The organism is Micromonospora sp. bgisy143 (assembly GCF_057708145.1).
In genome coordinates this window covers 38,947-61,315 of sequence record NZ_JBYIRN010000034.1, presented here as the reverse complement: position 1 = coordinate 61,315, position 22,369 = coordinate 38,947, and the positions used below count along the sequence as shown (strand labels likewise).

The following is a 22,369-nucleotide window of genomic DNA, read 5'->3' as shown; positions in this document are numbered from 1 at the left end:
GGCGCCGGCTCTGCGTGCCGACGGTACCGCCACGCGGAACCATTTGACCGCACCCGATAGCCTTCGCGGCTATGGGCGCGATCAAACCGTGGCACCTTGCCGTCCTCAGCCTCTGCTGCCTGCTGCCGTTCACGGCGGCAGTCGCCGGCGGCGTCTGGGCCGTACTCCGCAAGCGCAACCGCCGCTGACCGACAGCCCGTGCGGTGGCGTGCCCCGCTCAGCCGGGGCCCGCTGAGCGCCGCCCACGGCGACAGGGCCACGCGGGGCACCGCCAGAATGGGCGGGTGCCGGACACCGTCGCCATCGCGCTGATCACGTCACTGTCCACGTTGGCCGCCGCCGCCCTGACCGGGCTGATCGCCGCCCGCAGCACCCGTCGGCAGCTCGCCCACCAGCTCACCATCGCCCGGCAGGAGAGCGCCGACCGGGCCGCGACCCGCCGCGAGGAGCTGCGGCGGGACGCGTATGTCGGGTTCCTCGGCGCCTGCGACGCGGCGTACCGGCGGCTGGACCGGCGGTGGGTCGAGCCGGGCGCGGACGCGGGAGCGCCCGGCTACGACGAGACGTACGCGGCGATGCGGGCCGTGGACGAGGCGTACAACCTTGTGTTGCTCCAGGGCCCGGCGGACGTCGCGGCGGCGGGCCGGTCGGTGGTGGTCAGCCTGACGACGGAGTACGCCGAGCAGCGCCGGCTCGCGGCCGAGCCGGGCGACGCGGCGGCGTCGCTGCGCGACCGGCACCGGGAGCGCTGGCTCGCGGCCATCGAGGTACGCACGGACCGCCGCGTGGCGTTCGTCGACGCCGCGCGCCCCGCGGTCGACCGCGAGGGGTGACCGGCCGCCCCCTATGCTCGGGCGGGACAGGGGGTGGTCAGGTGGATCTGTCCGACATCGGCGCGGTGCTCTTCGACATGGACGGCACCCTGGTCGACTCCGACGCCGCCGTCGAGCGGGCCTGGGAGCGGTGGGCGTCCGAGTACGCCGTCGAACCGGCGGCGGCACTCTCGATCGCGCACGGCAGACCTGCCGACCAGACGATCCGCCGGCTCCTTCCCGCGCTCGACGACGCGGCGGTCGCCGTGGCGGCGGCCCGGCAGTTGGCGTTGCAGTACGACGACCTGTCCGACGTGACCGCCACCCCGGGTGCCCTTGAGCTGCTGTCGACGTTGGCCCGGTTGGGGATGCCCTGGGCGGTGGTGACCAGCGCCGACGTGCGGCTGGCCGAGGCCCGGCTCGGTGCCGCCGGCATCGCGCCACAGGTGTTGGTGACGGTGGAGGACGTCGACGAGGGCAAACCGGCCCCGGACGGCTACCTGCGCGCCGCCGCGCTGCTCGACGTGCCACCGGGGCGCTGTCTGGTCGTCGAGGACGCCGAGGTCGGGTTGCAGGCCGGGCGAGCGGCCGGCGCGATGACGGCCGCGCTCAAGGGACTCGACGGCGACCTGCGGCTGGTCGACCTGACGCAGCTCACGTACGGGTTGTCGGGGTCGGCCACGGCACGCTGACCGGCCGAGGGGTCAGGGCAGGCGCTGGGCCAGCCAGGGGAGCAGGGCGTCGGCCTGGGCCTGCTGGAACGCCCGTACCGTCGGGATGCCGGGGGGCGGCGGTCGGCGGGCGCTGTCGGTGAAGAAGCCGGCCAGCCCGGCGTACACGCCGGTGATCGCGGCGGGGTCGACGTCGGCGGTGAGCGGCAGCCGGCGCAGCATCGCCTCGGTGTCGTGCCCGCCGTGCAGCCGTACGTTCACCAGCAGCAGCGCCGTGTCCAGCCAGGCGGGGCCCCGGCAGGCCCACGGCCAGTCGACCACGGTCACCCTGCCGGCGGCGTCGAGCAGCAGGTTGTCGGCCCGTACGTCGACGTGGCAGAGGGTGTCCCCGGTCAGCGCGGCGACGCCCTCGTCGGCGGCCGCGCGCAGTTCGTCGAGGTGGGTGCGGGCCCATGGGTCGAGCCGTGGCGGCGGGTCGGCGGCGATCCGGTGCCAGCCCGCGAAGTCCCGGGCCAGCAGGTCGGCGGCGGTCGGCACGTGCGCGACGGGGCTCGGGGTGAGCGCGACGGCCATCGCCTCCAGGGCGCCGAGGACGCGGGTCAGCTCGTCGGACCGCCACGGGGTTGCCGGGTGCCGGCCGTCCACGTCGGAGAAGACCAGCGCCACCCAGTCGCCGTCGTCGTGGCAACCCAGCAGGCGAGGCGTCGGCGCGGTCGCCGGGAGTGCCCCGGCGATGCGCGCCTCGGCGCGGTGCATGACCGGACTGTCCGGGTTCAACGCCGGGTTGACCGCCTTCACGAACGCTCGCCGCCCGCCGGCTGTGCGAATCCGGTCGGCGGTGCCCGGCGAGTAACCGCCCGACTGGGACACCGCCTCGACCACCCGGTCACCGATGATGCCCTCCACCGCGGACCGGACCGCCGCCGGCAGGTCACCCCAACCGATCCGCGTCGCTGTCCCCTGCGCCATCCGCTCACGGTGCGGCCCGACCCACTCCTGCGACAACCCGATTCCCGCCGCACCCACCCCGTCGATCATGAGGTTGGCGTGCGTCGAATAGACCAACTCTCCCGCTCACCTCATGATCACCGGGCCGGGGGCCGGGGGCCGGGGGCCGGGGGCCGGACGGGGTGGGCGTGGTGGACTGGTGGCGGGATTCGATCGAGGGGGAGAGGGAGGCCGCGGTGGAGTTGACGCTGACGCCGATGACCGAGCGGGAACTGGCCCGGCTGCGGGAGCCGCTGGAGGTCGGTTACGCCGAGGACCTGGCCGCGCACCGGAGCATGACGCCGGAGGCGGCCCGGGAGCGGTCGGCCGAGCAGCTCCGCGAACTGCTGCCGGCCGGCGCGGCCACCGAGCGGGTGCTGCTGCGGGTGGCGCGGGTCGACGACGCCGAGGTCGGCTGGATCTGGGTGGGCCTGCCGGCGAACGCCGACACCCGACAGGCGTGGATCTACAACATCGAGGTACATCCGGAGCACCGGGGACGCGGCCACGCACGGCGGATGATCCAGCTCATCGAGGCCGAACTGGCGGAACTCGGCGTACCCGAGCTGGGGTTGAACGTCTTCGGCACGAACACCGTGGCGATCGGCCTCTACCGGAGTCTGGGCTTCGAGGTCAGGTCGCAGCAGATGGCGAAGCGAATCGACCCGCCGCGCTGAACCGGGAGTGTTCACCCGCCCAGCGGGAAACCCGCGCGGACCGCACCTGGGGAGGAGCGACGGATGACGCATGGCGCCGGACTGACCATCGGTGTGCTCGGCTCGTACGGCGGCCGGAACCTCGGCGACGAGGCGATCCTCACCGGCCTGCTCACCGATCTCCGCACGCAGGAGCCGAACGCCCGGATCATCGTCTTCTCCCGTCACCCGGAACACACCCGGGCCGCCCACCCGGACGTCGAGGCGGTGCCGTGGGAGGGCGTCAGCCGTACCGACTCGGCGTTGGTGCTGGCCCAGCTCGACCTGCTGATCCTCGGCGGCGGTGGGATCCTCTACGACCGGGAGGCCCGCCGATACCTGCGGGTCGTCCGGGTCGCCCAGGAACGCGGACTGCCGCTGATCACGTACGCGGTGGGGGTCGGGCCGCTCAGCGACGCGGTCGACACCGGCATGGTCCGCGAGACGTTGGCCGGCGCGACCCAGGTGACCGTCCGGGACCAGGAGTCCCGGATGGTCCTGGAGGAGGCGGGACTGCTCAACCCGATCACGGTCACCGCCGACCCGGCGTTCCTGTTGCAGCCGGCCGACTTCCCGGCCCACCTGCTGGCCGAGGAGGGGGTGCCGGTCGGCAAGCGGCTGGTCGGGATCAGCGTGCGCGAGCCGGGGCGGGCCGCCGAACGCCTCGACGTCGACGGGTACCACCGGCTGCTGGCCCAGATCGGTGACTTCCTGGTGCACCGGATCGACGCGTACGTGCTGTTCGTGCCGATGGAACGCGACGACATCCGGCACTCGCACGGGGTGCTGTCGCACATGGTCGCCGCCGAGCGGGGGCGGATCCTGCACGGCAGCTACTCGCCGGAGCAGGTGCTCGGGCTGATGCGCCACTTCGACCTGGCCGTCGGCATGCGCCTGCACTTCCTGATCTTCGCGGCGATGGTGGGTACGCCGTTCCTGCCGTTGCCGTACGCCGGAAAGGTCTTCGACCTGGCCCAGCGGCTCGGTGTGCCGGCGCTGCGAGGCGTGGAACGGGAGGTGGAGGGGCCGCTGCTGGCCGAGGTCGACCGCCTGTGGGACGAACGCGAGCAGCGCGCCGAGGCCACCGCCCGGCGGGTCGCCGAGGTGTGCGAGCAGGCCCGGGGAACCTCCGAGGTCACCCGTGGGGTGCTGGACCAACTGCGCAGTCAGACCCTCACCCGGGCCTGACCGGCGGTCACACCGCCGGGCCGGTCCAGCGGTAACGCCACTCGCGGGCCTCCTCGCGGGCGGCTTCCAACTCGTAGATCTGCGCCTCGGCCAGCCCACCGGGACCGAGGTGGTGGTGGGTGAGCGGCGGGCGGCCGTTGGTGTCCAGCTCGACGGTCACGGTCTGCCCGTCCGCCGTGCCGCCGACGAGGGGAATCTGCACGGATGAAGCCATGCGCCCATCCTGCCTGTCGTGCGGCCACCTCGCAGCGGGATGCGGGGCAGCGCGGAACCGGCCGCGTGGTTAGTGTCGGCGGATGGCAGAGCAGACCATCGATCCGACGCTCGGCCCGGTGCTCGCCCGCGTCGGCGACGAGCGCGCCGTCCTGGAGTCGTTCCTCGACCTCCACCGCGCGGTGGTGTTGCGCAAGGTGCGGGGTCTGTCCGACGACGAGGCCGCCCGTCGGCTGGTGCCCTCCGCGACCACGCTCGCCGGGCTGGTCAAGCACCTGACCCTGGTCGAGCGGAACTGGTTCCCGGTGCTGCTGGCCCCCGAGCCGGGCGACGTCTACCTCCGTTCGGAGGAGGACGCGGTGGCGAGCTTCACCCTCGACGAGCGGGACACGGTCGACGGGCTCGTCGAGGCGTACGAGCGGGCCTGTGCGCGGTCCCGGGCGGTCGTCGCGCGCTTCGACCTCGACCACGTGGTGCCGCACCCGCAGCTCGGCGAGGTGTCGGTGCGCTGGATCCTGGTCCACCTCATCGAGGAGACCGCCCGGCACGCCGGCCACGCCGACATCCTGCGCGAACTGACCGACGGCTCGACCGGCGCCGTCTGAGCACGGCAGGTCAGTGGACAGGTAGCAGGCCCGACGGGTACTCCATGCCGTCGTGGGTGCAGGCCGCCGCGGCGACCCGTGCCGCGTACCGGGCCGCCTGCGTCAGCGGCTCACCCCGCAGCCGGCCGGCGATCAGCCCGGCGGCGAAGGCGTCGCCCGCCCCGTTGCTGTCCACCACCGACCCCGGCGGCGGGGCGGCCGGCACCGGCAACCGGGTGCCGTCGCCCGGGAACAGCTCCGCGCCGTCCGCGCCCCGGGTCACGACCACGGTCCGGGGCGTCAGCGCGTCGGCGAGCGTCCCGGCCCGGTCGGCCAGTCGTACCCCGCTGACCAGGACCAGGTCGGCGGCCTCGGCGAACGGACGGTGGTACGGGTTGGTGCCGTCCCAGTCGTGCAGGTCGGTGGAGAGCGACACGCCCGGCGCGAGCGCGGCCCGCACCGCGGGCAGCAGCGGCACCGACCAGTCCATGATCGAGACGTGGACGTGCCGGGCGTCCGCGACCAGCTCGGCCAGCTGGGTCGGCGAGAACGGCGGGTCGCCGCCGCGCCACGGGCGCGGGTCGTACAGGGAGGTGCGTGCACCGCCCGGGTCCACCAGGTTCACCGATCGCCGGGTGCCGCCCCCGTCCTCGGCCAGCACCGCCGGCACCCCGGCCCGGGCCAGTGCCGTCCGCACCACGTCGCCGGCCGGGTCCGTGCCGAGGGTGTCGACCACCCGTACCCGCAGCCCGAGCGCCCGACCGGCCAGCGCCACCCCGGCCCCGGTGTTGCCGATCCGCAGCTCGATTGGCTCGACGGTGTGCGAGTCGGCGGCCGGCAGCGGAAGCGCGGGCACCCGAACCCGCACATCCACCCCCAACCCACCCAGCACCAGAAGATCGACCATGTTGCGACGCTAGCCCCCGACTCGTCGATCTTGCACTTTCTGTCCCGACGTAACGGGCATTACCACGCATCTCGACAACAGCAACCGCAAGATCGGCGCGGGGTTGTCGCGCCGGGCCGCCTATCCTGGGCCGGGGCGGCGACGAGGGGGAGTACGTGCTGGTCATCCACGGGCTGTGGTTGCCCGGCTCCGGGCTCGCCGTGTGGGCCGAGGACAGTGCGGCGCCGGTGGCCGTCGCGCGTTCCGGGCGGCCTCCCCGGGAGCGCCCGCACCCGTTCGCCGCCGGGCACGCCGACCTGGTCGCGGCCCTCGCCGACGCCGCCGAGCCGGCCCGCCCGGCCACCGCGCTGCTCACCCTGCCCACCCGGGCGGGCGCGCCGACCGACTCACCCGAGCTGATCCGGACCACCGTCGCACCCCCGGTCCGCGGCCGGCCCACCCTCGCCGCGTGGCGGGTGCCCACCCTGGGGTACGCCCCGGACGACGCCCTGCCCCTGCTCCGCGCCCTGGACGATCTCCCGGTGGTGTGCGGGGCGACCCTGCGCCACCTCGCCGAGCTGGCCGACTTCGCCGCCGACCTGGTGGTCCGGGGCCGCGTCCTGCCCGGCGTGAGCGCCCCGATCGACACGACCACCACGGCCGCCGCCGACCTGGACCGTGCCGCCTGGGCCGCCGCCGACTCGATGGGTGCCGACCCGGCGGGTGCCGACCCGGCTGGTGCTGACCCGGCTGGTGCTGACCCGGCGGGTGCCGACCCGGCGGCTGCCGACCGGGCTGGTGCCGGCGCGGCGCGTTCGGTCGATGAGCGGGCGGCTCGGGTGATCGCGCGGGCGGCGTGGCGTCCGCTGCTGACCGGCACCGACGCCGCTTGGGCCCGGTCGCTGGCCCTTGCCCTGCCACCGGCGGCCCGCGCCGCCGCAGTCCCCGCTGTCGCTTCCGTCGCGCTGTCGGCGGCTGCCCCTGCTGGGGTGCCCGCCGAGGTGGGGGAGTCCTCGGTGACCGACGACGGCGACGGCGAGCTGACCGCCGCCGACCTGGTGGCGGACGCGCTCGACGCGCTCACCGACGCCGCCGCACGGGCCGCCCTCGCGAGCACCACCCTGGGCCGGGGAGTGCGCCCGACCGGGCCCGCGCCGGCCTGGCTGGCCGCGTTGGCCGGGCCCCACCGCGACTTCACCGTCGAGCAGGCGGCGCTGGACCTGCTGCGTACCGAGCTGGACGAGTGGCAGCGCGACGCGGCCGGCGGGGCGGTACGGGCCAGCTTCCGGCTGGTCGAGCCGGCCCCCGACGAGGTCACCGAACCGATCCTGGCCACCCGTACGCCCGGCGACATCCCAACGCCGGTCACCTCGACCGACACCGCCCGCTGGCGGTTGGAGTTCGGGTTGCAGGCCGCCGACGAGCCGGGCCTGCACATCGACGCCGCCGAGGTCTGGCGGGCGGACACGTCGGACCCGCTGGCCGGTCGGACGGGCAGCCCGCAGGAGACCCTGCTGGCCGAGTTGGGCCGGGCCAGCCGGCTCTGGCCGGACCTGGACGCCGCACTGCGCACCGCCGCCCCCGAGGCGATGGAGTTGGACATCGAGGGCGCGCACCGGTTCCTCAGCGAGGGCGCGCCGGTGCTGCACGCCGCCGGGTTCGGGGTGCTGCTGCCCTCGTGGTGGCAGCGTCCGTCGGCGCGGCTCGGCGCTCGGCTGCGCGCCCGCAGCCGTACCGCGCCCGGCACGGTGGCCGGCACCGAGGCCGGCGTCGGGTTGGACGCGCTCGTCGACTACCGCTGGGAGATCGCGCTCGGCGACCAGCCGCTGTCGGCCGAGGAGTTGGCGGCGCTGGCCGAGCTGAAGACCCCGCTGGTACGGCTGCGCGGCCGGTGGGTGGAGCTGGACCCGGGGCGGCTCGCGGCCGGTCTGCGCCTGCTCCGCTCGGCCGGCGAGCTGACCGTCGCCGACCTGCTGCGGCTCGGGCTCACCGACGGCGAGGACACCGGGGCGCTGCCGGTGCTGGAGGTGAGCGCCGACGGCGCGCTGGGTGACCTGCTCGCCGGGGCGGTCGAGCACCGACTCACCCCGCTCGACCCACCGCCGGGATTCGCCGGCACGCTGCGGCCGTACCAGCAGCGGGGGTTGGCCTGGCTGGCCTTCCTGCGGTCGTTGGGGCTCGGCGGGGTGCTCGCCGACGACATGGGGCTGGGCAAGACCGTGCAGTTGCTCGCGCTGCTCGCCGGAGACCCGCCGGACGCCGGGCCGACACTCCTGGTCTGTCCGATGTCGCTGGTCGGCAACTGGCAGCGGGAGGCGGCGAAGTTCACCCCGGGACTGCGGGTGCACGTACACCATGGCGCGGAGCGCGCGCGGGGGGCGGAGTTCACCACGGCCGCGCACGGCGCGGACCTGGTCCTGACCACCTACTCGGTGGCCGCCCGGGACGCCGTCGACCTGGCCGGCATCGACTGGCACCGGGTGGTGGTGGACGAGGCGCAGGCGATCAAGAACGCCTCCACCCGGCAGGCCGAGGCGGTCCGCGCGCTGCCCGCCCGGCAGCGGGTGGCGGTGACCGGTACGCCGGTGGAGAACCGGCTCGCCGACCTCTGGTCGATCATGCAGTTCGCCAATCCGGGGTTGCTCGGCCCGGCGGCGACGTTCCGCAAGAAGTTCGCCGAGCCGATCGAGCGCCACGGTGACGCCGAGGCCGCCGAGCGGCTGCGTCGGATCACCGGCCCGTTCGTGCTGCGCCGGCTCAAGACCGACTCGTCGATCATCTCGGACCTGCCGGAGAAGCTGGAGATGGAGGTGGTCTGCAACCTCACCGCCGAGCAGGCCGCCCTGTACCAGGTGGTGGTCGACGACATGCTCGCCCGGATCGAGACCAGCGACGGCATCGAGCGACGGGGACTGGTGCTGGCCACCATGACCCGGCTCAAGCAGGTCTGCAACCACCCGGCCCAGTTGCTGCGCGACGGTTCCCCGCTGGACGGGCGCTCGGGCAAGCTGGCCCGGCTCACCGAGATCCTGGAGGAGGTGCTGGCGGCGGGGGAGCGGGCGCTGCTGTTCACCCAGTACGCCGAGTTCGGCGCGATGCTGCGCGGCCACCTGTCGGCCCGGTTCGGCCGGGAGGTGCTGTTCCTGCACGGTGGCGTCGGCAAGGCCGAGCGGGACGCCCTGGTGCAGCGGTTCCAGTCCGCCGACGGTCCGCCGCTGTTCGTGCTCTCCCTCAAGGCCGGTGGCACCGGCCTCACCCTGACCGCCGCCAACCACGTGGTGCACGTGGACCGGTGGTGGAACCCGGCGGTGGAGGACCAGGCCACCGACCGGGCGTTCCGGATCGGGCAGCGGCGACGCGTGCAGGTCCGCAAGTTCGTCTGCGCGGGCACGGTCGAGGAGAAGGTGGCCGCGTTGATCGCGGACAAGCGCAGCCTCGCCGAGCGGGTGGTCGGCACCGGCGAGCAGTGGATCACCGAGCTGTCCACGGGTCAGCTCCGGGACCTGTTCGCACTGGAGGCCGGGGCGGTGGTGGAGTGAGCGAGCGGAGCGACCGGTTCGCCGACTACGGCCGTCCGCGCAAGGTCGACGGGGGTCTGAAGGCGCGTAGCACCCGGGGCGCGATCGGTCGGTCCTGGTGGTCCCGGCGCTTCCTGGAGGTGCTGGAGTCGTTCGCGCTCGGCACCCGACTGACCCGGGGCCGGTCGTACGCGCGGGCCGGTCAGGTGCTCCGCCTCGACGTCACGCCGGGCCGGGTCACCGCCCAGGTGCAGGGCTCCCGACCCCGGCCGTACGAGGTCTCCATCGCGTTGGCGGCGTTCCCGGAGGCGCTCTGGTCCCGGATCGAGGACGAGTTGGCCGGGCAGGCGTTCTTCAGCGCCCGCCTGCTCGCCGGGGACCTGCCCGACGAGCTGGAGGAGCTGTTCGCCGCGGCGGGCGCCCCGCTCTTCCCCGCCGCCGTGGACGAGCTGACGCAGCGCTGCAACTGCCCCGACTTCGCGGTGCCGTGCAAGCACCTCGCGGCCACGTTCTACCTGCTCGCCGAGGCGTTCGACGCAGACCCGTTCGAGCTGCTGCACTGGCGGGGTCGGTCCCGTGCGGACCTGCTGGACCGGCTGCGCGCCCGCCGCGCCGAGGCGACCGGCGCACCGGCGTCGCCCGCGCCGGTCTCCATCGTGGACCCGGGCCCGTCGGCGGTCGACGTTCTGCCACCGGCCGGCGCGTCCCGGGCGCTCGCCGGGCTGGCCGGCACGCCCGTCACGGACGCGGTGGACCGGTTCTGGACGGCGCCCGTGCCGCTGCCCGACCGGCCACCTCGACTGGCGACCGGGCCGGATCTCCTGCTGCGCCAGCTCGGTCCGCCGGCGCCGGCCATCGGTGGCCCGGGCCTGCTGGAACGGCTGCGCCGCGCGTACCGGGCCTTCGGCCCGGGGTGAACCGTCACGTCCAGCGGCGGCGGAACCGCCACATGATCGCCGCGTTGGCCACCAGCACCACCGCGCAGATCGCACCGGCCAGCCGTCCGGCGAACACGGCCATCGCCGGGAGCGACGCCCACAGCAGGATGGTCAACAACATCAGATAACGGCCCCGACGGGCCCGGACCCGATGGTCGAGCCGGGCGAAGAACGCCGGGTCGCTCTCCCGGAGCTGACGGGTGATCTGGTCGAACCTGCGCTGATCCTCTTTGCTGAGCATGGCGCTGCCTTCCCCTCACGCGTTCAGCGGTTCGGCGGCATACCCGCTGCGACGGCGGCTCACGCTCCTGCTCGTCCTACTTTTCCCCAGCGTGAGAGCACCTCACGTCCGGCTTATCCGAACCTTAAGTTTGCCTGTGGTGGTGAACAGCGGTGAACGTGGCGCGTACGGCGGCGCGGTCCGATCCGTACCCGGCTGCCGCGCGTCGGCCCTGCTGAGAAGGTCGGAGCCCGACTCACGTTGCCCGCCGACCACGAATGCCGTGGTGAGGGCTGTCTTAAGTGCCCCCACGGGCGTGTTCGGCCCACCTTGAAGGCACCTGAGCGCTTGGTTACCTTGCCGTAGCAACCCCCTCAGGCAACAGTCGCCGCACCTGCCGCACCTGCCCGGTCGCAGCTTTCCGGCGCTCATCAGAAATCGGGATTGGTACATGGCCGACCAGAATGTGCCACCACGTCGACCGCGGGACGACCGCGGCTGGGACGGACGCCAGCAGCACACCCCGGACACGTACGGCGACCCCTCCGCGTCCGGGTCGTACGGATACGACTCGCCCCACCCCTACCAGGGCGGCTACCCGGCGCAGGGCGACCCGCGCGAGCAGTACGTCGACGGATACGCGTACAACGCGCAGCCCGCCCCCGGCCCGCGTGGGCCGCAGTGGGTCGGCCCGGAGGGCCTCGGTCGTCCCGCCCCGGCCCGCCCGGCCGGCGCCGGACTGCCCACTCTGGACGATGACGACGAGCCGGGCCGCAAGGTCGGCCGACGCAAGGCGATGGCCGCCATCGGTGGCACCGCCGCCGTCGTGGCCGGTGGCGCGGCGCTCGCCATGACCCCGCAGTTCCGCGACCTCTTCGGTGACGAGGCGGCGGCCGACGCGACCGGCAACACGGTGACCGACGGGACCGCGGCGCGCCCCAGCGGCCAGCAGCCCAGCACGGTGCGTACCTACACCGAGCAGAACGAGAGCTACATGGGCTCGCGGGCCGGCGAGGCGCTGAAGAAGAACGCGCCCGCCGGTGGCCGTACCTTCTCCGGTCCGGCCGCGGCCGCCGCGGCGACCGAGGTGACCGTCAAGACCGTGCTCGCCAAGGACCCGATCCTGCACCTGGCCCGGCGGGCCACCTTCGGTGCGACGCCCGCGGTGGTCGCCGACATCAAGAAGCAGGGCATCGACGCGTGGATCCGGTCGCAGCTCGACCCGGACAAGATCGAGCCGAGCAAGGCCGAGCTGAAGCTCTCCGAGCTGCCCACCCAGTCGCTCTCCGTGCAGCAGTTGCGGGACCAGCGGGACAAGCTCAACGACATGGGCGCCCAGCCGGAGCGGGAGGTGGTCGACGCCACCCTGGCCCGGCAGATCTGGTCGAAGCGTCAGCTCTTCGAGGTGATGGTCGACTTCTGGAACGACTTCCTGCACGTCGCCGCCGACTTCGACGGTGGTGAGGTCTACCGGACCTCGTTCGACAAGGACGTGGTGCGCAAGCACGCGCTGGGCAGCTACCCCGAGATGCTGGTGGCGGCGAACAAGCACCCCGCGCTGCTGATCTACCTGAACCAGAAGGACTCCCGCAAGGACGCCATCAACGAGAACCTCGCCCGGGAGAACCTCGAGCTGTACTCGGTCGGCGTCGACGGCGGCTACAAGGAGGGTGACGTCCGGCAGGCCGCCATGCTCCAGACCGGCCGTGGCGTCGACGACAAGGGCCAGTACGTCCTGCGTGTCAACCAGCACTACATGGGCAAGGTGAAGATCCTCGGCTTCACCCACGCCAACACGTTCAGCATCAAGGACGTCAACAACCCGACGGCCAAGGAGATCGCCGCCGTGGACGCGGCGATCGACAAGTACATCACCTACATCGCGCTGCACCCCTCGACCGCGAAGTACGTGGCGCAGAGCCTCGCCACCCGGTTCGTCTCGGACACCCCGCCGAAGTCCCTGGTGGACCGGCTGGCCAAGACGTACAGCAGCAACAACGGCATGATCAAGCCGGTGCTGATGACGCTGTTCAGCTCGTCCGAGTTCTGGGCGGCGGTGGGGCAGAAGGTCCGCCGGCCGATGGAGTACCTGGTCGCCACGTACCGCACCCTGGGTGTCTCGCCCGAGGCGTCGCCGAAGAACAACAACGGCGACAACAAGCGCACCCCGTTTGCCCGGGGCCTGCGGCAGATCCACGACAAGCTGCGCGAGCTGGGCCAGTACCCGATGGGTCAGCCCACCCCGGACGGGTACCCCGACGTCTACGTCGCGTGGACCTCGGCGGGCACGATGGTCAACGGCTGGAACGAGGCCGGCGAGATCGTGGCCGGTTACCGCACCGTCTTCACGTACACCGCGCCCGAGAAGCTGGTCAAGGCGCCGGCCACCGCCGGGGCGTACGTGGACGCGCTGTCCCTGCGGCTCGTGGGCCAGAAGCTGAGCACCCGGGAGAAGAACCTCATCCTCGGCGTGGCCGGTGTGGCGGCGACCGCCAAGGTCGACGCCACGTTCAACGGGGCCATCACCGCCGTCGCGCGGGCGATCCTCGCTTCCCCCCAGCACCACCTCCGGTGAGGCACCCGATGGAGAAGACTGTGTACAACTCTTTCCCCCTGCACCCCGAATGCCCCGACGTGCGACGGCTGGCCGACAACCCGGCCGAGGCGCTGCTGCGCGCCGAGGCCGACCTGGTGGCCGCCGAGAACGCGGCCGAGGCCGACCGTTACCGCCGGCTGGAGGACCTGGAGGAGGCCCAGCAGGACGGGCGCGGCGTCACCCGACGCACGTTCGTCGCCGGTGCCGCGGCCACCGCCACCGCACTGGCCACCGCCCAGTTCGTCACCACCTCGGCGTCGTTCGCGGCCACCAAGACCGGCACGCTGATCCACGTCTTCCTGTACGGCGGCCTGGACGGGCTCAGCCTCGTCGCACCGGACAACGACCCGGTGCTCGCCAAGGCCCGGCCCGACCTGCTGCTCGGCAACGACTCGCTGGCCCTGAGCCGCGGCTTCAAGCTGACCAGCGCGTTCAAGCCGCTGGAGAGCTTCCTCAAGGCCGGTCAGCTCGGCTTCATCCCGGCGGTCTCCGACGAGCGGCTGTCGCGCAGCCACTTCCAGGCCGCCGACGCCTGCAACCTGGGTGGTCTGCCCAACGAGACCGGCGGCCGGGGCTGGCTCGACGGCCTGGTCGACCACCTCGGCAAGGGCACCGCGTTCCGCAGCGTCGGCATCGGCAGCACGCTGCCCCGCTCGCTGGTCGGCAACAACGGCGCGCTCTCGCTGAACAGCGTCGGCTCGCTGCGGCTCAACGGCGACGACAAGTACCGGGCCGCCACCGAGAAGGCCATCAAGGGACTCTTCACCGGGATCAACCACCCGGTCGAGGAGGCCGTGCAGGAGGGCATGGGCGCGCTCGCCACCGCGCAGAAGCTCGCCGCCAAGCCGTACCAGCCCGCCGAGGGCGTCAAGTACGAGGGCGTCGGCAACGCGTTCCAGCAGCTCGCCCAGCTCATCAAGGGCGGCGCCAACGTCCGGGTCGCCACCGTCGGCATGGGCGGCTACGACACCCACGAGAACCAGGGCACCCAGAGCGGCGGCCAGCTGCACCGCCGGCTGAACGAGCTGGCCAGCGCGATGGCGGCGTTCTTCACCGACCTCGGCCCGCAGGCCGCCGACGTGACGATCATGGTGTCCAGTGAGTTCGGCCGCCGGGTCGGCTCGAACACCGGCGGCACCGACCACGGCCACGGTGGCGTGGTCACCGTCCTGTCCGGCAAGAAGCTGGCCGGATCGCTGCTGGGCACCTGGAACGGCCTGAGCAAGTTGGACTCCGGCGACGTGCCGGAATACAACAACATGTTCAACGTCTACGGCTCCCTGGCGCAGGGTCGCTTCGGGCTCACCAACGCCGAGGTGCAGAAGGTGTTCCCGCGCATGAAGTACGCCCCGATGAAGCTGTACGCGTGACGTACCCGGGCACCCACGCCGCCGGCCGCCGCACCGGGACCTCGTCCCGGCACGGCGGCCGGTCGGCTGCTCCCGTACCCCCGCAGGTCCCGCAGCGGCGCGGACCCGGCGGCCGGCGGTTGCTGGCCGTGCTGCTGCTGGTCGGGCTGGTGGCCAGCGTGCTGCCGTGGTGGCTGGGAACCCCCGCCGGCTCGCTGCGCAGCACCGCCGCGACCCTCACCGCCGGCGGCCGGATCACCGGGCTGATCGCCGGGTACCTGCTGCTCGTGCAGGTGCTGATGATGAGTCGCCTGCCCGCGCTGGAACGGTGGATCGGCGGCGAGCAGATCGGCCGCTGGCACCGCGACATCGGCGCGACGCTGCTCGTCACCGTGCTGGCGCACCTGTCGCTGATCCTCGTCGGCTACGCCGACCTGCGGAACCACTCGGTGTTCGCCGAGGTGGGCACACTGCTCGGCAGCTACGAGGACATGCTCTCGGCCTTCATCGCCACCGGCATCATGATGGTGGTCGGGTTCAGCAGCGTCCGGGCCATCCGGCGCGCGCTGCCCTACGAGCTGTGGCACCTGCTGCACCGCTCCAGCTACCTGGTGCTGCTGCTCGGCTACGGGCACCAGTTCAGCCACGGCGCGCAGCTCTACAAGCCGGGCCCGGTACGCACCGGCTGGATCGCGCTCTACCTGCTGGTGGTCGCCGCGCTGCTGTGGGGACGGGTGATCACGCCGCTGGCGTTCAACCTGCGCTACAGGCTGCGAGTCGCCGACGTGGTCGCGGAGAGCCCGGACACCATCTCCATCTACCTCACCGGGGAGCGGCTGGGCCGGCTCGCGATGCTCGGCGGTCAGTACTTCCGCTGGCGCTTCCTCACCCCCGGCTGCTGGTGGCAGTCGCACCCGTTCTCCGTCTCCGCCGCAGCGAACGGCCGCTGGCTGCGGCTCACCGTCAAGGTCGTCGGCCGGCACACCGCCGACCTGCGCGACCTCGACCCGGGTACCCGGGTGTGGGCGCAGGGCCCGTCGGGCACCTTCACCGCCGCGCACCGGCTGCGCGAACGGGCGCTGCTGATCGCCGGCGGCAGCGGCATCACGCCGATCCGGGCGATGCTCGAGGAGTTGCCGCCGGGCGCGGCCCTGATCTACCGGGCCCGTACGCCGGCCGACGTGCTGCTCAGCCGCGAGCTGGACTGGCTGGCCCAGGAACGCGACACGTCGATCTGGTACGTCATCGGCTCCCGCGACGACCCCGGCCCGCGCCAGCTCATGAGCCCGGACGGACTGCGCCAACTGGTACCCGACGTGGCCCGGCGCGACGTCTACCTCTGCGGACCGCCCGGACTCGTCGAGCAGTCGGTGCGCGCGCTGCGCCGGGCCGGCGTGCCCCGCCGGCAGATCCACCTGGCCACCTTCGAACTGTAGGAAGGCATCGCATGCGTCGCGCGTTGCTCGCGATCACCGGCCTGGCCGCCAGCACCACCGCCCTGGTGGTGCTCAAGGGCTCGCCGGGCACCACCCAGGTCGCTCAGAACCTGCCGACCGCGCAACCGGTCAACCCCAGCGGACCGGGCGTCGACCCGAGCGTCGCCCCGGCCGCCGACCCGTCGGGTGCGGCGCCGAAGCCGTCGGAGACCACCGACGCGCCTGCGTCGCCGAAGCCCGGCAAGACGACCGCCAAGCCGTCCGGCACGAAGACCACCGCGAAGGCCCCGACCGCGCCGAAGACCACCAAGGCGCCGCAGCAGCCCACCACCCGCCGGGTCACCGGGCCGCCCGTGGACACGGCCGACGACTACGGGTACGTGCAGGTGCAGATCGTGGTCTCCGGCAACAAGATCATCGACGCGGTGACGTTGTCCCTGCCCAGCGGCGGCGAGTCCGACATCCACAGCGGCGACGTCCGCAACGCCTACAACGGCACGGGCGGCGAGGTGGTGCAGAAACAGAGCGCCAACCTCAACACCGTCTCCGGCGCCACCGCCACCAGCAACGCGTACAAGTCGTCCCTGCGGGCCGCCATCGAGCAGGCGTTCTGACGTGCCGGCCGCGATGACCCGGCCCGGGTTGTGCCGGGTCGAGCACATCATGGGTACGACGATCACGCTGGACCTCGCCGACGACCTGTCTCCAGCGCGGCTGCGTGAACTGGCCGACGACGTCTTCGCCTGGATGCACGAGGTGGACGCCCGGTTCAGCACGTACAAGTCGGACAGCGAGGTGTGCCGGTTCGACCGGGGCGAGGTGCTGCTCTCCGAGGCGTCGGCGGACCTGCGTTTCGTGCTGGCGGCGTGCGCCGACCTGTGGGGCGTCACCGACGGGTTCTTCGACGCGTACGCCACCGGCGGGTTCGATCCGTCGGGGTTCGTGAAGGGTTGGGCGGCCCAGGTCGCCTCGGACCGGCTCCTCGCCGCGGGCGCGGCGAACCACTGCGTCAACGCCGGTGGTGACGTGCGTGTACGGGGTTTCTCACCGACCGGTGAGCCGTGGCGCATCGGCATCCGGCACCCGTGGGACGAGATGGCGACCTGCCTGGTGCTCGCCGGCACCGACCTGGCGGTGGCCACCTCCGGGGTGTACGAGCGGGGCCGGCACGTGCTGGACCCACGCCGGGGCGCCCCGGCCAGCGGGCTGCGCTCGGTGACCGTGGTCGGCAGCGACCTGGGTGTCGCGGACGCCTACGCCACCGCCGCCCTGGCCATGGGCGCGGCGGGGATCGGCTGGCTGGACCGGCTGACCGACCACACCTACGCGGTCATCACCGACGACGCCCGCCAGTACCACTCCGCCACCCTCCCGCAAACGGTCTGACCCACCCCTTTCCCCGCGATCTTGCAGTTTCGGTTGCCGATCCGTCCCTTGTGGTGGGGAATGCCGCGACACAAAGTGCAAGATCGGCGGGGTGGGGTGGGGCGGCGCGGGGTGGGGGGTTTAGCGGAGGGGGCGGTGGGTGGTGGCGGGGCGGGTGCCGGTGGGGCGTGGGCGGCCCGGGCGGGAGCCCGTCGGGCGGGTGCCCGCCCAGCGGTGCCCTCGTTGGCCGCGGCGGGGCGGCTCGGTGCCGCCGGGATACGGCGAGCGGTCGTGTGTGGGCATCGTTCCCCCGTTCGTGGCGCGCGTTCGCGCCGTCGCCTGCTCAACGAGGACCGGTGGCCCGGCGACGTTGTCGGTCACCGGATCGGATCGTCGGCCGGCCCCGGCTCACCGGCCCCGGCGGGGCAGCGGCAGGTGGCCGGGGAGCAGGTCGTGGGTGAGTGTCACCCCGCTGGCGCGCAGCGCCTCGATCAGGGTGTTCTGCACGAGGTACGAGTCGGGAAGCTGCCAGCGGGCCTGCTCAGGGGCGACCGCCCAGCGTACGGTTCCCTCGGGCAGACGGGTCGGCGGCGCGGGGATCCACGAACCCGGCCCGTGCCGGACCACGTGGAAGCAGTGCTCCAACTCCGGCCGCAGCGGGTCACCGGGCCGTACCAGGAACATCCACCGGCCGGTGGGGGTGACCAGCACGGGCCCGCGTACGCCGGTGCCGGCGGGGTGGGTCTGCACCGCGTCGAGTACGTGCCGGCCGAGGTGTGCCGGCACCTCCAGCACGTCGAAGGTGCGCCCGGTGGGCAGCAGGACGCCGTGTGGGCGGGTCCGCCACCAGGTGGCCACCCGGGCCGGGTCGGTGGTGGCGGCCAGCTCCCAGTTCTCCAGCGCGGGGTGGCAGCCGACCGTGGGACAGCCGGCCCGGCCGCACACGAATCGGCTGCGGGCGAGGCAGGCGCCGGGCGTCACCTCCCAACCGTGCACGGCGTACCGGATGGCGACCCGGCGCAGCCGGACGCGTTCCAGCGGCGACAGTTCGGCGACGCGTGGTCCGACGTTCCCCCACATGTGTGCCATCTCCCCTCGGTCGGGCCCGGCGGACGCCAGGTCGCAGTTCGAGCGCCGTCACTGCCGTAACCCACGATCGTTGAGGTTGACGAACGGCTCGTGCAACTTGCACGAAAAGTACGAGGACTGGCTGTCCGGCTGACGTACAGGCTGTGCGACCAGCGAAAACTGCAAGACGAACGACTGAATCGCCGCACCCGCGGACAGCGCCCCGCCCGATCGGCGGCGGCAGGGGGAGGGATGGGGAGATGGACGAGCTACCCATTGGACGGCGAGTGGCCTACTGGCGGGGGCGGCGCAAGATGTCGCAGCAGGTCTTCGCGGACCGCCTGGGCAAGTCGAAAAGCTGGGTCGACAAGGTCGAGCGGGGCGTCCGCCGGCTGGACAAGTTCTCCGTCCTCTACGAGATCGCGGACATCCTCCAGATGGACGTGCAACTGCTCATGGGCCGGGACCCGGAGCGGCGTACGGACGCTCTGAACTGCATCGACCAGGTCGAGGTGCAGGAGATCCGGGCCGCCCTGGAACGGTACGACTCGATGAGCGCGTACTTCGACGCCGTGCCGTACCCGCCCCCGCTGGACGACATGCGCAAGGCCGTCAACCACGCCTGGCTCACCTACCAGTACGGCCGGTACGGGATGCTCACCCGCGCGCTGCCCAAACTGCTGCGCGACGCGCAGGCGGCCGACGCCGCGTACGCCGGCGCGCAGGCCCCGGAGGCCGCGCACCTGCTCGGGCAGGTCTACCAGATCGCCTCCTCGGTGCTGCGCAAGCTCGGTGAGTTCGAGCTGGCCTGGCTGGCCGCCGACCGGTCGATGGCGGTGGCCCAACGCGCCGACGACCCGCTGCTGGCCGGCATCGCCACCACCCGGGTCTGCAACGCGCTGGTCGCCATGGGCCGGGCCCGGCCGGCGCTCGAGCTGAACGTCCAGATCGCCAACCGGCTGGCGCCCGGCGGCAGCAACGAGGTCTCACCGGCCCGACTCTCGGTCTACGGGATGCTGCTGTTGCAGGGCGCGATGGCCGCGGCCCGGATCGGCGACTCGGCCAGCGTCGACGACCTGATCAGCTGCGCGCAGGAGGCCGCCACCCTGCTCGGCGGCGACCACAACCACTACTGGACCTCGTTCGGCCCGACCAACGTCGAGCTGCACCGGGCCGCCGCCGCCGTCGAGTTGGGCGACGGGGGCCGCGCGGTGGAGGTCCACCAACTCCGCATCGCCGAGCCCGACTTCAACGCGCTGCTGCCCGAACGTCGTGCCCACCACCTGCTCGACATCGCCCGCGGGTACGCCCAGATCGGCGACGTGGCCAACGCCGGCGAGATGCTGCTGCTCGGTGACCGGCTCGCGCCGTCCGAGATCCGCTGCCGGCCGATCGCCCACGAGGTGATGTCCGACGTGCTTCGTCGCACACGGGGTGCGCCACCTTCTCCGATAGCGGAGTTGGCTGAGCAGATGGGAGTAGGGGTATGAGCGCGGAGCCGGTGTGACGACCGGCGCACCACACACCAGCGAGCACCGTGCGGTGCTCTACGTCATCGCCTGCGGGTCGCCGCTGGCCCGTCACGTCGGCCGCCTGGTCGAGTTGGCCCAGGCCGACGGCTGGGACGTCTGCGTGGTCACCACGCCGGACGGCGCGAAGTTCGTCGACCAGACGGCCCTGGTCCGGCAGACCGGCCACCCGGTGCGGACGCACTACAAGAATCCCGGTGACCCGGACGTGCTGCCGCCCGCCGACGCCATGGTCGTCTGTCCGGCGACCGTGAACACGGTCAACAAGTGGGCGGCGGGCATCGCCGACACCCTCGCCCTCGGCCTGCTCGTCGAGGCGCAGGGCAAGGGCATACCGATCGTCGCGGTGCCGTACACCAACGTCGCGATGGCCGCCCATCCGGCGTTCCGGGCCGGCGTGGCCCGGCTGGCGGACTGGGGGATCACGGTGCTCTTCGGTGACCACGTGGTCGCCCTGCACCCACCCGGCACGGGCGAGCAGCACATGCACGCCTTCCCCTGGGCGATGCCGCTGGCCGCCCTGCGGACCGTCGCGTACCGCGCCGCCTGAGCCTGCCCGCCGGGGCCGGCACGTCGGCGGCGCTGCCGCCCCGGCGGCTCGAACGGCGTCGCCGGTTAGCGGCCCGGCGAGGGCCGGCCGGACCGCCGACCGGCGCGGCCGGGGCCGGGTGTCACCGCCTGCGGGCCTCCGCGCCGGTAAGCTGGCCCGCCGTGAGCACAAGCCGATCCGCGCCCACGGTGAGCGACGTGGTGGCCGAGGTGGAGCGCCGCTACCCGCCGGCCTGGGCCGAGGACTGGGACCGCGTCGGCCTGGTGCTGGGCGAGCCGACCGCCCCGGTCCGCCGGGTGCTCTGCGTGGTCGACGTGGTGCCCGAGACGGTCGCCGAGGCGCTGACCGTCGGGGCCGACATGATCATCGCGCACCATCCGCTGCTGCTGCGCGGGGTGTCGTCGGTCGCGCCGACGACCGTCAAGGGCCGGATCGTCCACGAGCTGATCCGGGCCGGTGTGGCGCTCTACGCGGCGCACACCAACGCCGACGTGGCCTCCCCGGGCGTCTCGGACGCCCTCGCGGCCCGGTTCGGCCTGACCGGGCTACGCCCGCTGCAACGGCCCGCGCCCGGCTCGCCAGCGCACGGCGACGACCGTGGATTCGGCCGGATCGGCGACCTGCCCCACCCGATGACCCTCGCCGAGCTGACCCGGCACGCCGCCGCCGTGCTTCCCGTCACGTCCTGGGGAGTTCGCGCCGCGGGCGATCCCCGGCGTATGGTTCGTACCCTCGCCGTCAGCGGCGGGTCGGGGGACAGCTTCCTCGGCGCCGCGACCGCCGCCGGGGTGGACGCGTTTCTCACCTCCGACCTGCGGCACCACCCGGCCAGCGAGCACGTCGCCGCCGATGGTCCCGCCCTGATCGAGGCCGCCCACTGGGCGACCGAACGACCGTGGCTGGACGACCTGGCCGCCTTCCTGCGGAAGGCGCCGGGCGTCGAGACGCTGGTGTCCGACCTGGACACCGACCCGTGGACCGTGCACGCCGCCGCACCCGTTGTGGACGACAAGGAGCCCGACCGTGAAGGCTGACCCCCAGGTCCAGCGCCGCCTGCTCGACCTGCAGGCGCTCGACACCAACCTCGCCCAGCTCGCGCACCGTCGCCGGTCGCTGCCGGAGCGGGCCGAACTGGAGGCACTGGCCCGGGAGCTGTCGTCGCTGGAGGACGAGCGGGTACGCGCCCAGGTGGCGGTCGACGACCTGGACCGGGACATCGCCCGGCTGGAGAAGGACGTCGACCAGGTCCGCGCCCGCAAGGAGAAGGACCAGAACCGGCTCGCCGCCGGCACCGGCCCGGCCCGGGAGTTGGAGGCGCTCCAGCACGAGCTGGCCTCGCTCAACCGGCGTCAGGGTGACCTGGAGGACGCCGAGCTGGAGTTGATGGAACAGCGGGAGACCGCCCAGGGCGTCCTGGACGGCGTGGAGCAGCGCCTCGCCGACGCCCGGGAGAAGCGGGCCGCCACCGAACAGCGCCGCGACGACGCGCTGGCCGAGATCGCCAAGGAGGAGGAGTTCAAGCGGAGCGCCCGGCAGCCGCTCGCGGCCGACCTCCCGGCCGAGCTGGTCACCCTCTACGACAAGATCCGCGAGGACACCGGGCTGGGCGCGGCGCTGCTCACCGCCGGCCGCTGCGGCGGCTGCCGGCTGGAACTCTCCGGCGCCGACCTGGCCCGCATCCGCAAGGCCGCCCCGGACGACGTGGTCCGCTGCGAGGACTGCCGCCGGATCATGGTCCGTACCAACGAGTCGGGTCTGTAGGTC

At 73.3% G+C, this 22,369-nt stretch carries 20 protein-coding genes and 2 pseudogenes; 17 read left to right on the top strand and 5 right to left on the bottom strand.

Annotation, left to right across the window (positions count from 1 at the left end; all coding sequences use genetic code 11):
• Positions 1-284 precede the first annotated feature (284 nt).
• Positions 285-833: a hypothetical protein gene (locus AC3EN4_RS28545; RefSeq protein ID WP_435209297.1), complete on the top strand. Its 549-nt coding sequence runs from the start codon at positions 285-287 to the stop codon at positions 831-833.
• 41 nt (positions 834-874) lie between these two features.
• Positions 875-1,504: an HAD-IA family hydrolase gene (locus tag AC3EN4_RS28540; protein ID WP_435209296.1), complete on the top strand. Its 630-nt coding sequence runs from the start codon at positions 875-877 to the stop codon at positions 1,502-1,504.
• A gap of 12 nt (positions 1,505-1,516) precedes the next feature.
• On the opposite strand, the gene AC3EN4_RS28535 is transcribed toward AC3EN4_RS28540, so the two are convergent.
• Entirely contained in the window at positions 1,517-2,452 is a 936-nt protein-coding gene (locus tag AC3EN4_RS28535; protein WP_435209314.1) for an aminoglycoside phosphotransferase family protein, read from the bottom strand.
• A gap of 215 nt (positions 2,453-2,667) precedes the next feature.
• Between AC3EN4_RS28535 and AC3EN4_RS28530 the strand changes: the two genes are divergently transcribed.
• On the top strand, positions 2,668-3,147 hold the full coding sequence (locus AC3EN4_RS28530) for a GNAT family N-acetyltransferase (RefSeq protein WP_435209294.1): 480 nt from the start codon (positions 2,668-2,670) through the stop codon (positions 3,145-3,147).
• A 63-nt stretch (positions 3,148-3,210) separates the two neighbouring features.
• Positions 3,211-4,353, top strand: coding sequence for a polysaccharide pyruvyl transferase family protein (locus AC3EN4_RS28525; protein ID WP_435209293.1), 1,143 nt, complete (start codon positions 3,211-3,213; stop codon positions 4,351-4,353).
• Positions 4,354-4,360: 7 nt separating this feature from the next.
• On the opposite strand, the gene AC3EN4_RS28520 is transcribed toward AC3EN4_RS28525, so the two are convergent.
• A complete protein-coding gene (locus AC3EN4_RS28520; protein ID WP_435209291.1) occupies positions 4,361-4,567 on the bottom strand; it encodes a hypothetical protein in 207 nt (68 codons plus the stop codon).
• 82 nt (positions 4,568-4,649) lie between these two features.
• Between AC3EN4_RS28520 and AC3EN4_RS28515 the strand changes: the two genes are divergently transcribed.
• Entirely contained in the window at positions 4,650-5,171 is a 522-nt protein-coding gene (locus tag AC3EN4_RS28515) for a DinB family protein (protein WP_435209290.1), read from the top strand.
• 10 nt (positions 5,172-5,181) lie between these two features.
• Here the strand turns inward: AC3EN4_RS28515 and AC3EN4_RS28510 are convergent, their stop codons facing one another.
• Entirely contained in the window at positions 5,182-6,057 is an 876-nt protein-coding gene (locus tag AC3EN4_RS28510; protein ID WP_435209288.1) for a carbohydrate kinase family protein, read from the bottom strand.
• 155 nt (positions 6,058-6,212) lie between these two features.
• On the opposite strand from AC3EN4_RS28510, the pseudogene AC3EN4_RS28505 reads away from it, so the two are divergent.
• The 3 genes and pseudogenes from AC3EN4_RS28505 to AC3EN4_RS28495 form a co-directional block, all read left to right on the top strand.
• Positions 6,213-6,975 (top strand): annotated as a pseudogene (locus tag AC3EN4_RS28505) (hypothetical protein); the annotation flags it as partial.
• A 113-nt stretch (positions 6,976-7,088) separates the two neighbouring features.
• Positions 7,089-9,575 (top strand): annotated as a pseudogene (locus AC3EN4_RS28500) (DEAD/DEAH box helicase); the annotation flags it as partial.
• A complete protein-coding gene (locus tag AC3EN4_RS28495; RefSeq protein WP_435209287.1) occupies positions 9,572-10,471 on the top strand; it encodes an SWIM zinc finger family protein in 900 nt (299 codons plus the stop codon). The pseudogene AC3EN4_RS28500 and the gene AC3EN4_RS28495, both read left to right, overlap by 4 nt.
• Positions 10,472-10,475: 4 nt before the next feature.
• Here AC3EN4_RS28495 and AC3EN4_RS28490 read toward each other — a convergent pair whose 3' ends face one another.
• Complete coding sequence (locus AC3EN4_RS28490; protein WP_422736250.1) at positions 10,476-10,733, bottom strand: DUF3040 domain-containing protein; 258 nt, start codon at positions 10,731-10,733, stop codon at positions 10,476-10,478.
• A gap of 430 nt (positions 10,734-11,163) precedes the next feature.
• Here AC3EN4_RS28490 and AC3EN4_RS28485 point away from each other — a divergent pair, with 430 nt between their 5' ends.
• The 5 genes from AC3EN4_RS28485 to AC3EN4_RS28465 are packed head-to-tail and all read left to right on the top strand — an operon-like array spanning position 11,164 to position 17,479.
• A complete protein-coding gene (locus AC3EN4_RS28485; protein ID WP_435209285.1) occupies positions 11,164-13,287 on the top strand; it encodes a DUF1800 domain-containing protein in 2,124 nt (707 codons plus the stop codon).
• 8 nt (positions 13,288-13,295) lie between these two features.
• Complete coding sequence (locus AC3EN4_RS28480) at positions 13,296-14,678, top strand: DUF1501 domain-containing protein (RefSeq protein ID WP_422736248.1); 1,383 nt, start codon at positions 13,296-13,298, stop codon at positions 14,676-14,678.
• Positions 14,675-16,093: a ferredoxin reductase family protein gene (locus tag AC3EN4_RS28475; protein WP_435209283.1), complete on the top strand. Its 1,419-nt coding sequence runs from the start codon at positions 14,675-14,677 to the stop codon at positions 16,091-16,093. The genes AC3EN4_RS28480 and AC3EN4_RS28475 overlap by 4 nt, the downstream gene beginning before the upstream one ends.
• Before the next feature lie 11 nt (positions 16,094-16,104).
• Positions 16,105-16,707, top strand: a complete 603-nt coding sequence (locus AC3EN4_RS28470; RefSeq protein ID WP_435209281.1) for an FMN-binding protein — start codon at positions 16,105-16,107, stop codon at positions 16,705-16,707.
• Between the two features lie 49 nt (positions 16,708-16,756).
• Positions 16,757-17,479, top strand: a complete 723-nt coding sequence (locus AC3EN4_RS28465; RefSeq protein WP_435209312.1) for an FAD:protein FMN transferase — start codon at positions 16,757-16,759, stop codon at positions 17,477-17,479.
• 387 nt (positions 17,480-17,866) lie between these two features.
• Here the strand turns inward: AC3EN4_RS28465 and AC3EN4_RS28460 are convergent, their stop codons facing one another.
• The gene (locus AC3EN4_RS28460; RefSeq protein WP_355051440.1) at positions 17,867-18,538 is read right to left on the bottom strand and encodes a bifunctional DNA primase/polymerase; all 672 of its coding nucleotides are present in this window, start codon (positions 18,536-18,538) and stop codon (positions 17,867-17,869) included.
• A 248-nt stretch (positions 18,539-18,786) separates the two neighbouring features.
• Here AC3EN4_RS28460 and AC3EN4_RS28455 point away from each other — a divergent pair, with 248 nt between their 5' ends.
• The 4 genes from AC3EN4_RS28455 (at position 18,787) to AC3EN4_RS28440 (ending at position 22,366) form a co-directional block, all read left to right on the top strand.
• A complete protein-coding gene (locus AC3EN4_RS28455) occupies positions 18,787-20,016 on the top strand; it encodes a helix-turn-helix domain-containing protein (protein WP_435209279.1) in 1,230 nt (409 codons plus the stop codon).
• Between the two features lie 13 nt (positions 20,017-20,029).
• Positions 20,030-20,605, top strand: coding sequence for a flavoprotein (locus tag AC3EN4_RS28450; RefSeq protein ID WP_435209277.1), 576 nt, complete (start codon positions 20,030-20,032; stop codon positions 20,603-20,605).
• 197 nt (positions 20,606-20,802) lie between these two features.
• On the top strand, positions 20,803-21,639 hold the full coding sequence (locus tag AC3EN4_RS28445; protein WP_435209311.1) for a Nif3-like dinuclear metal center hexameric protein: 837 nt from the start codon (positions 20,803-20,805) through the stop codon (positions 21,637-21,639).
• Entirely contained in the window at positions 21,629-22,366 is a 738-nt protein-coding gene (locus AC3EN4_RS28440) for a zinc ribbon domain-containing protein (protein WP_435209275.1), read from the top strand. The genes AC3EN4_RS28445 and AC3EN4_RS28440 overlap by 11 nt, the downstream gene beginning before the upstream one ends.
• The last annotated feature ends 3 nt before the right edge of the window (positions 22,367-22,369 follow it).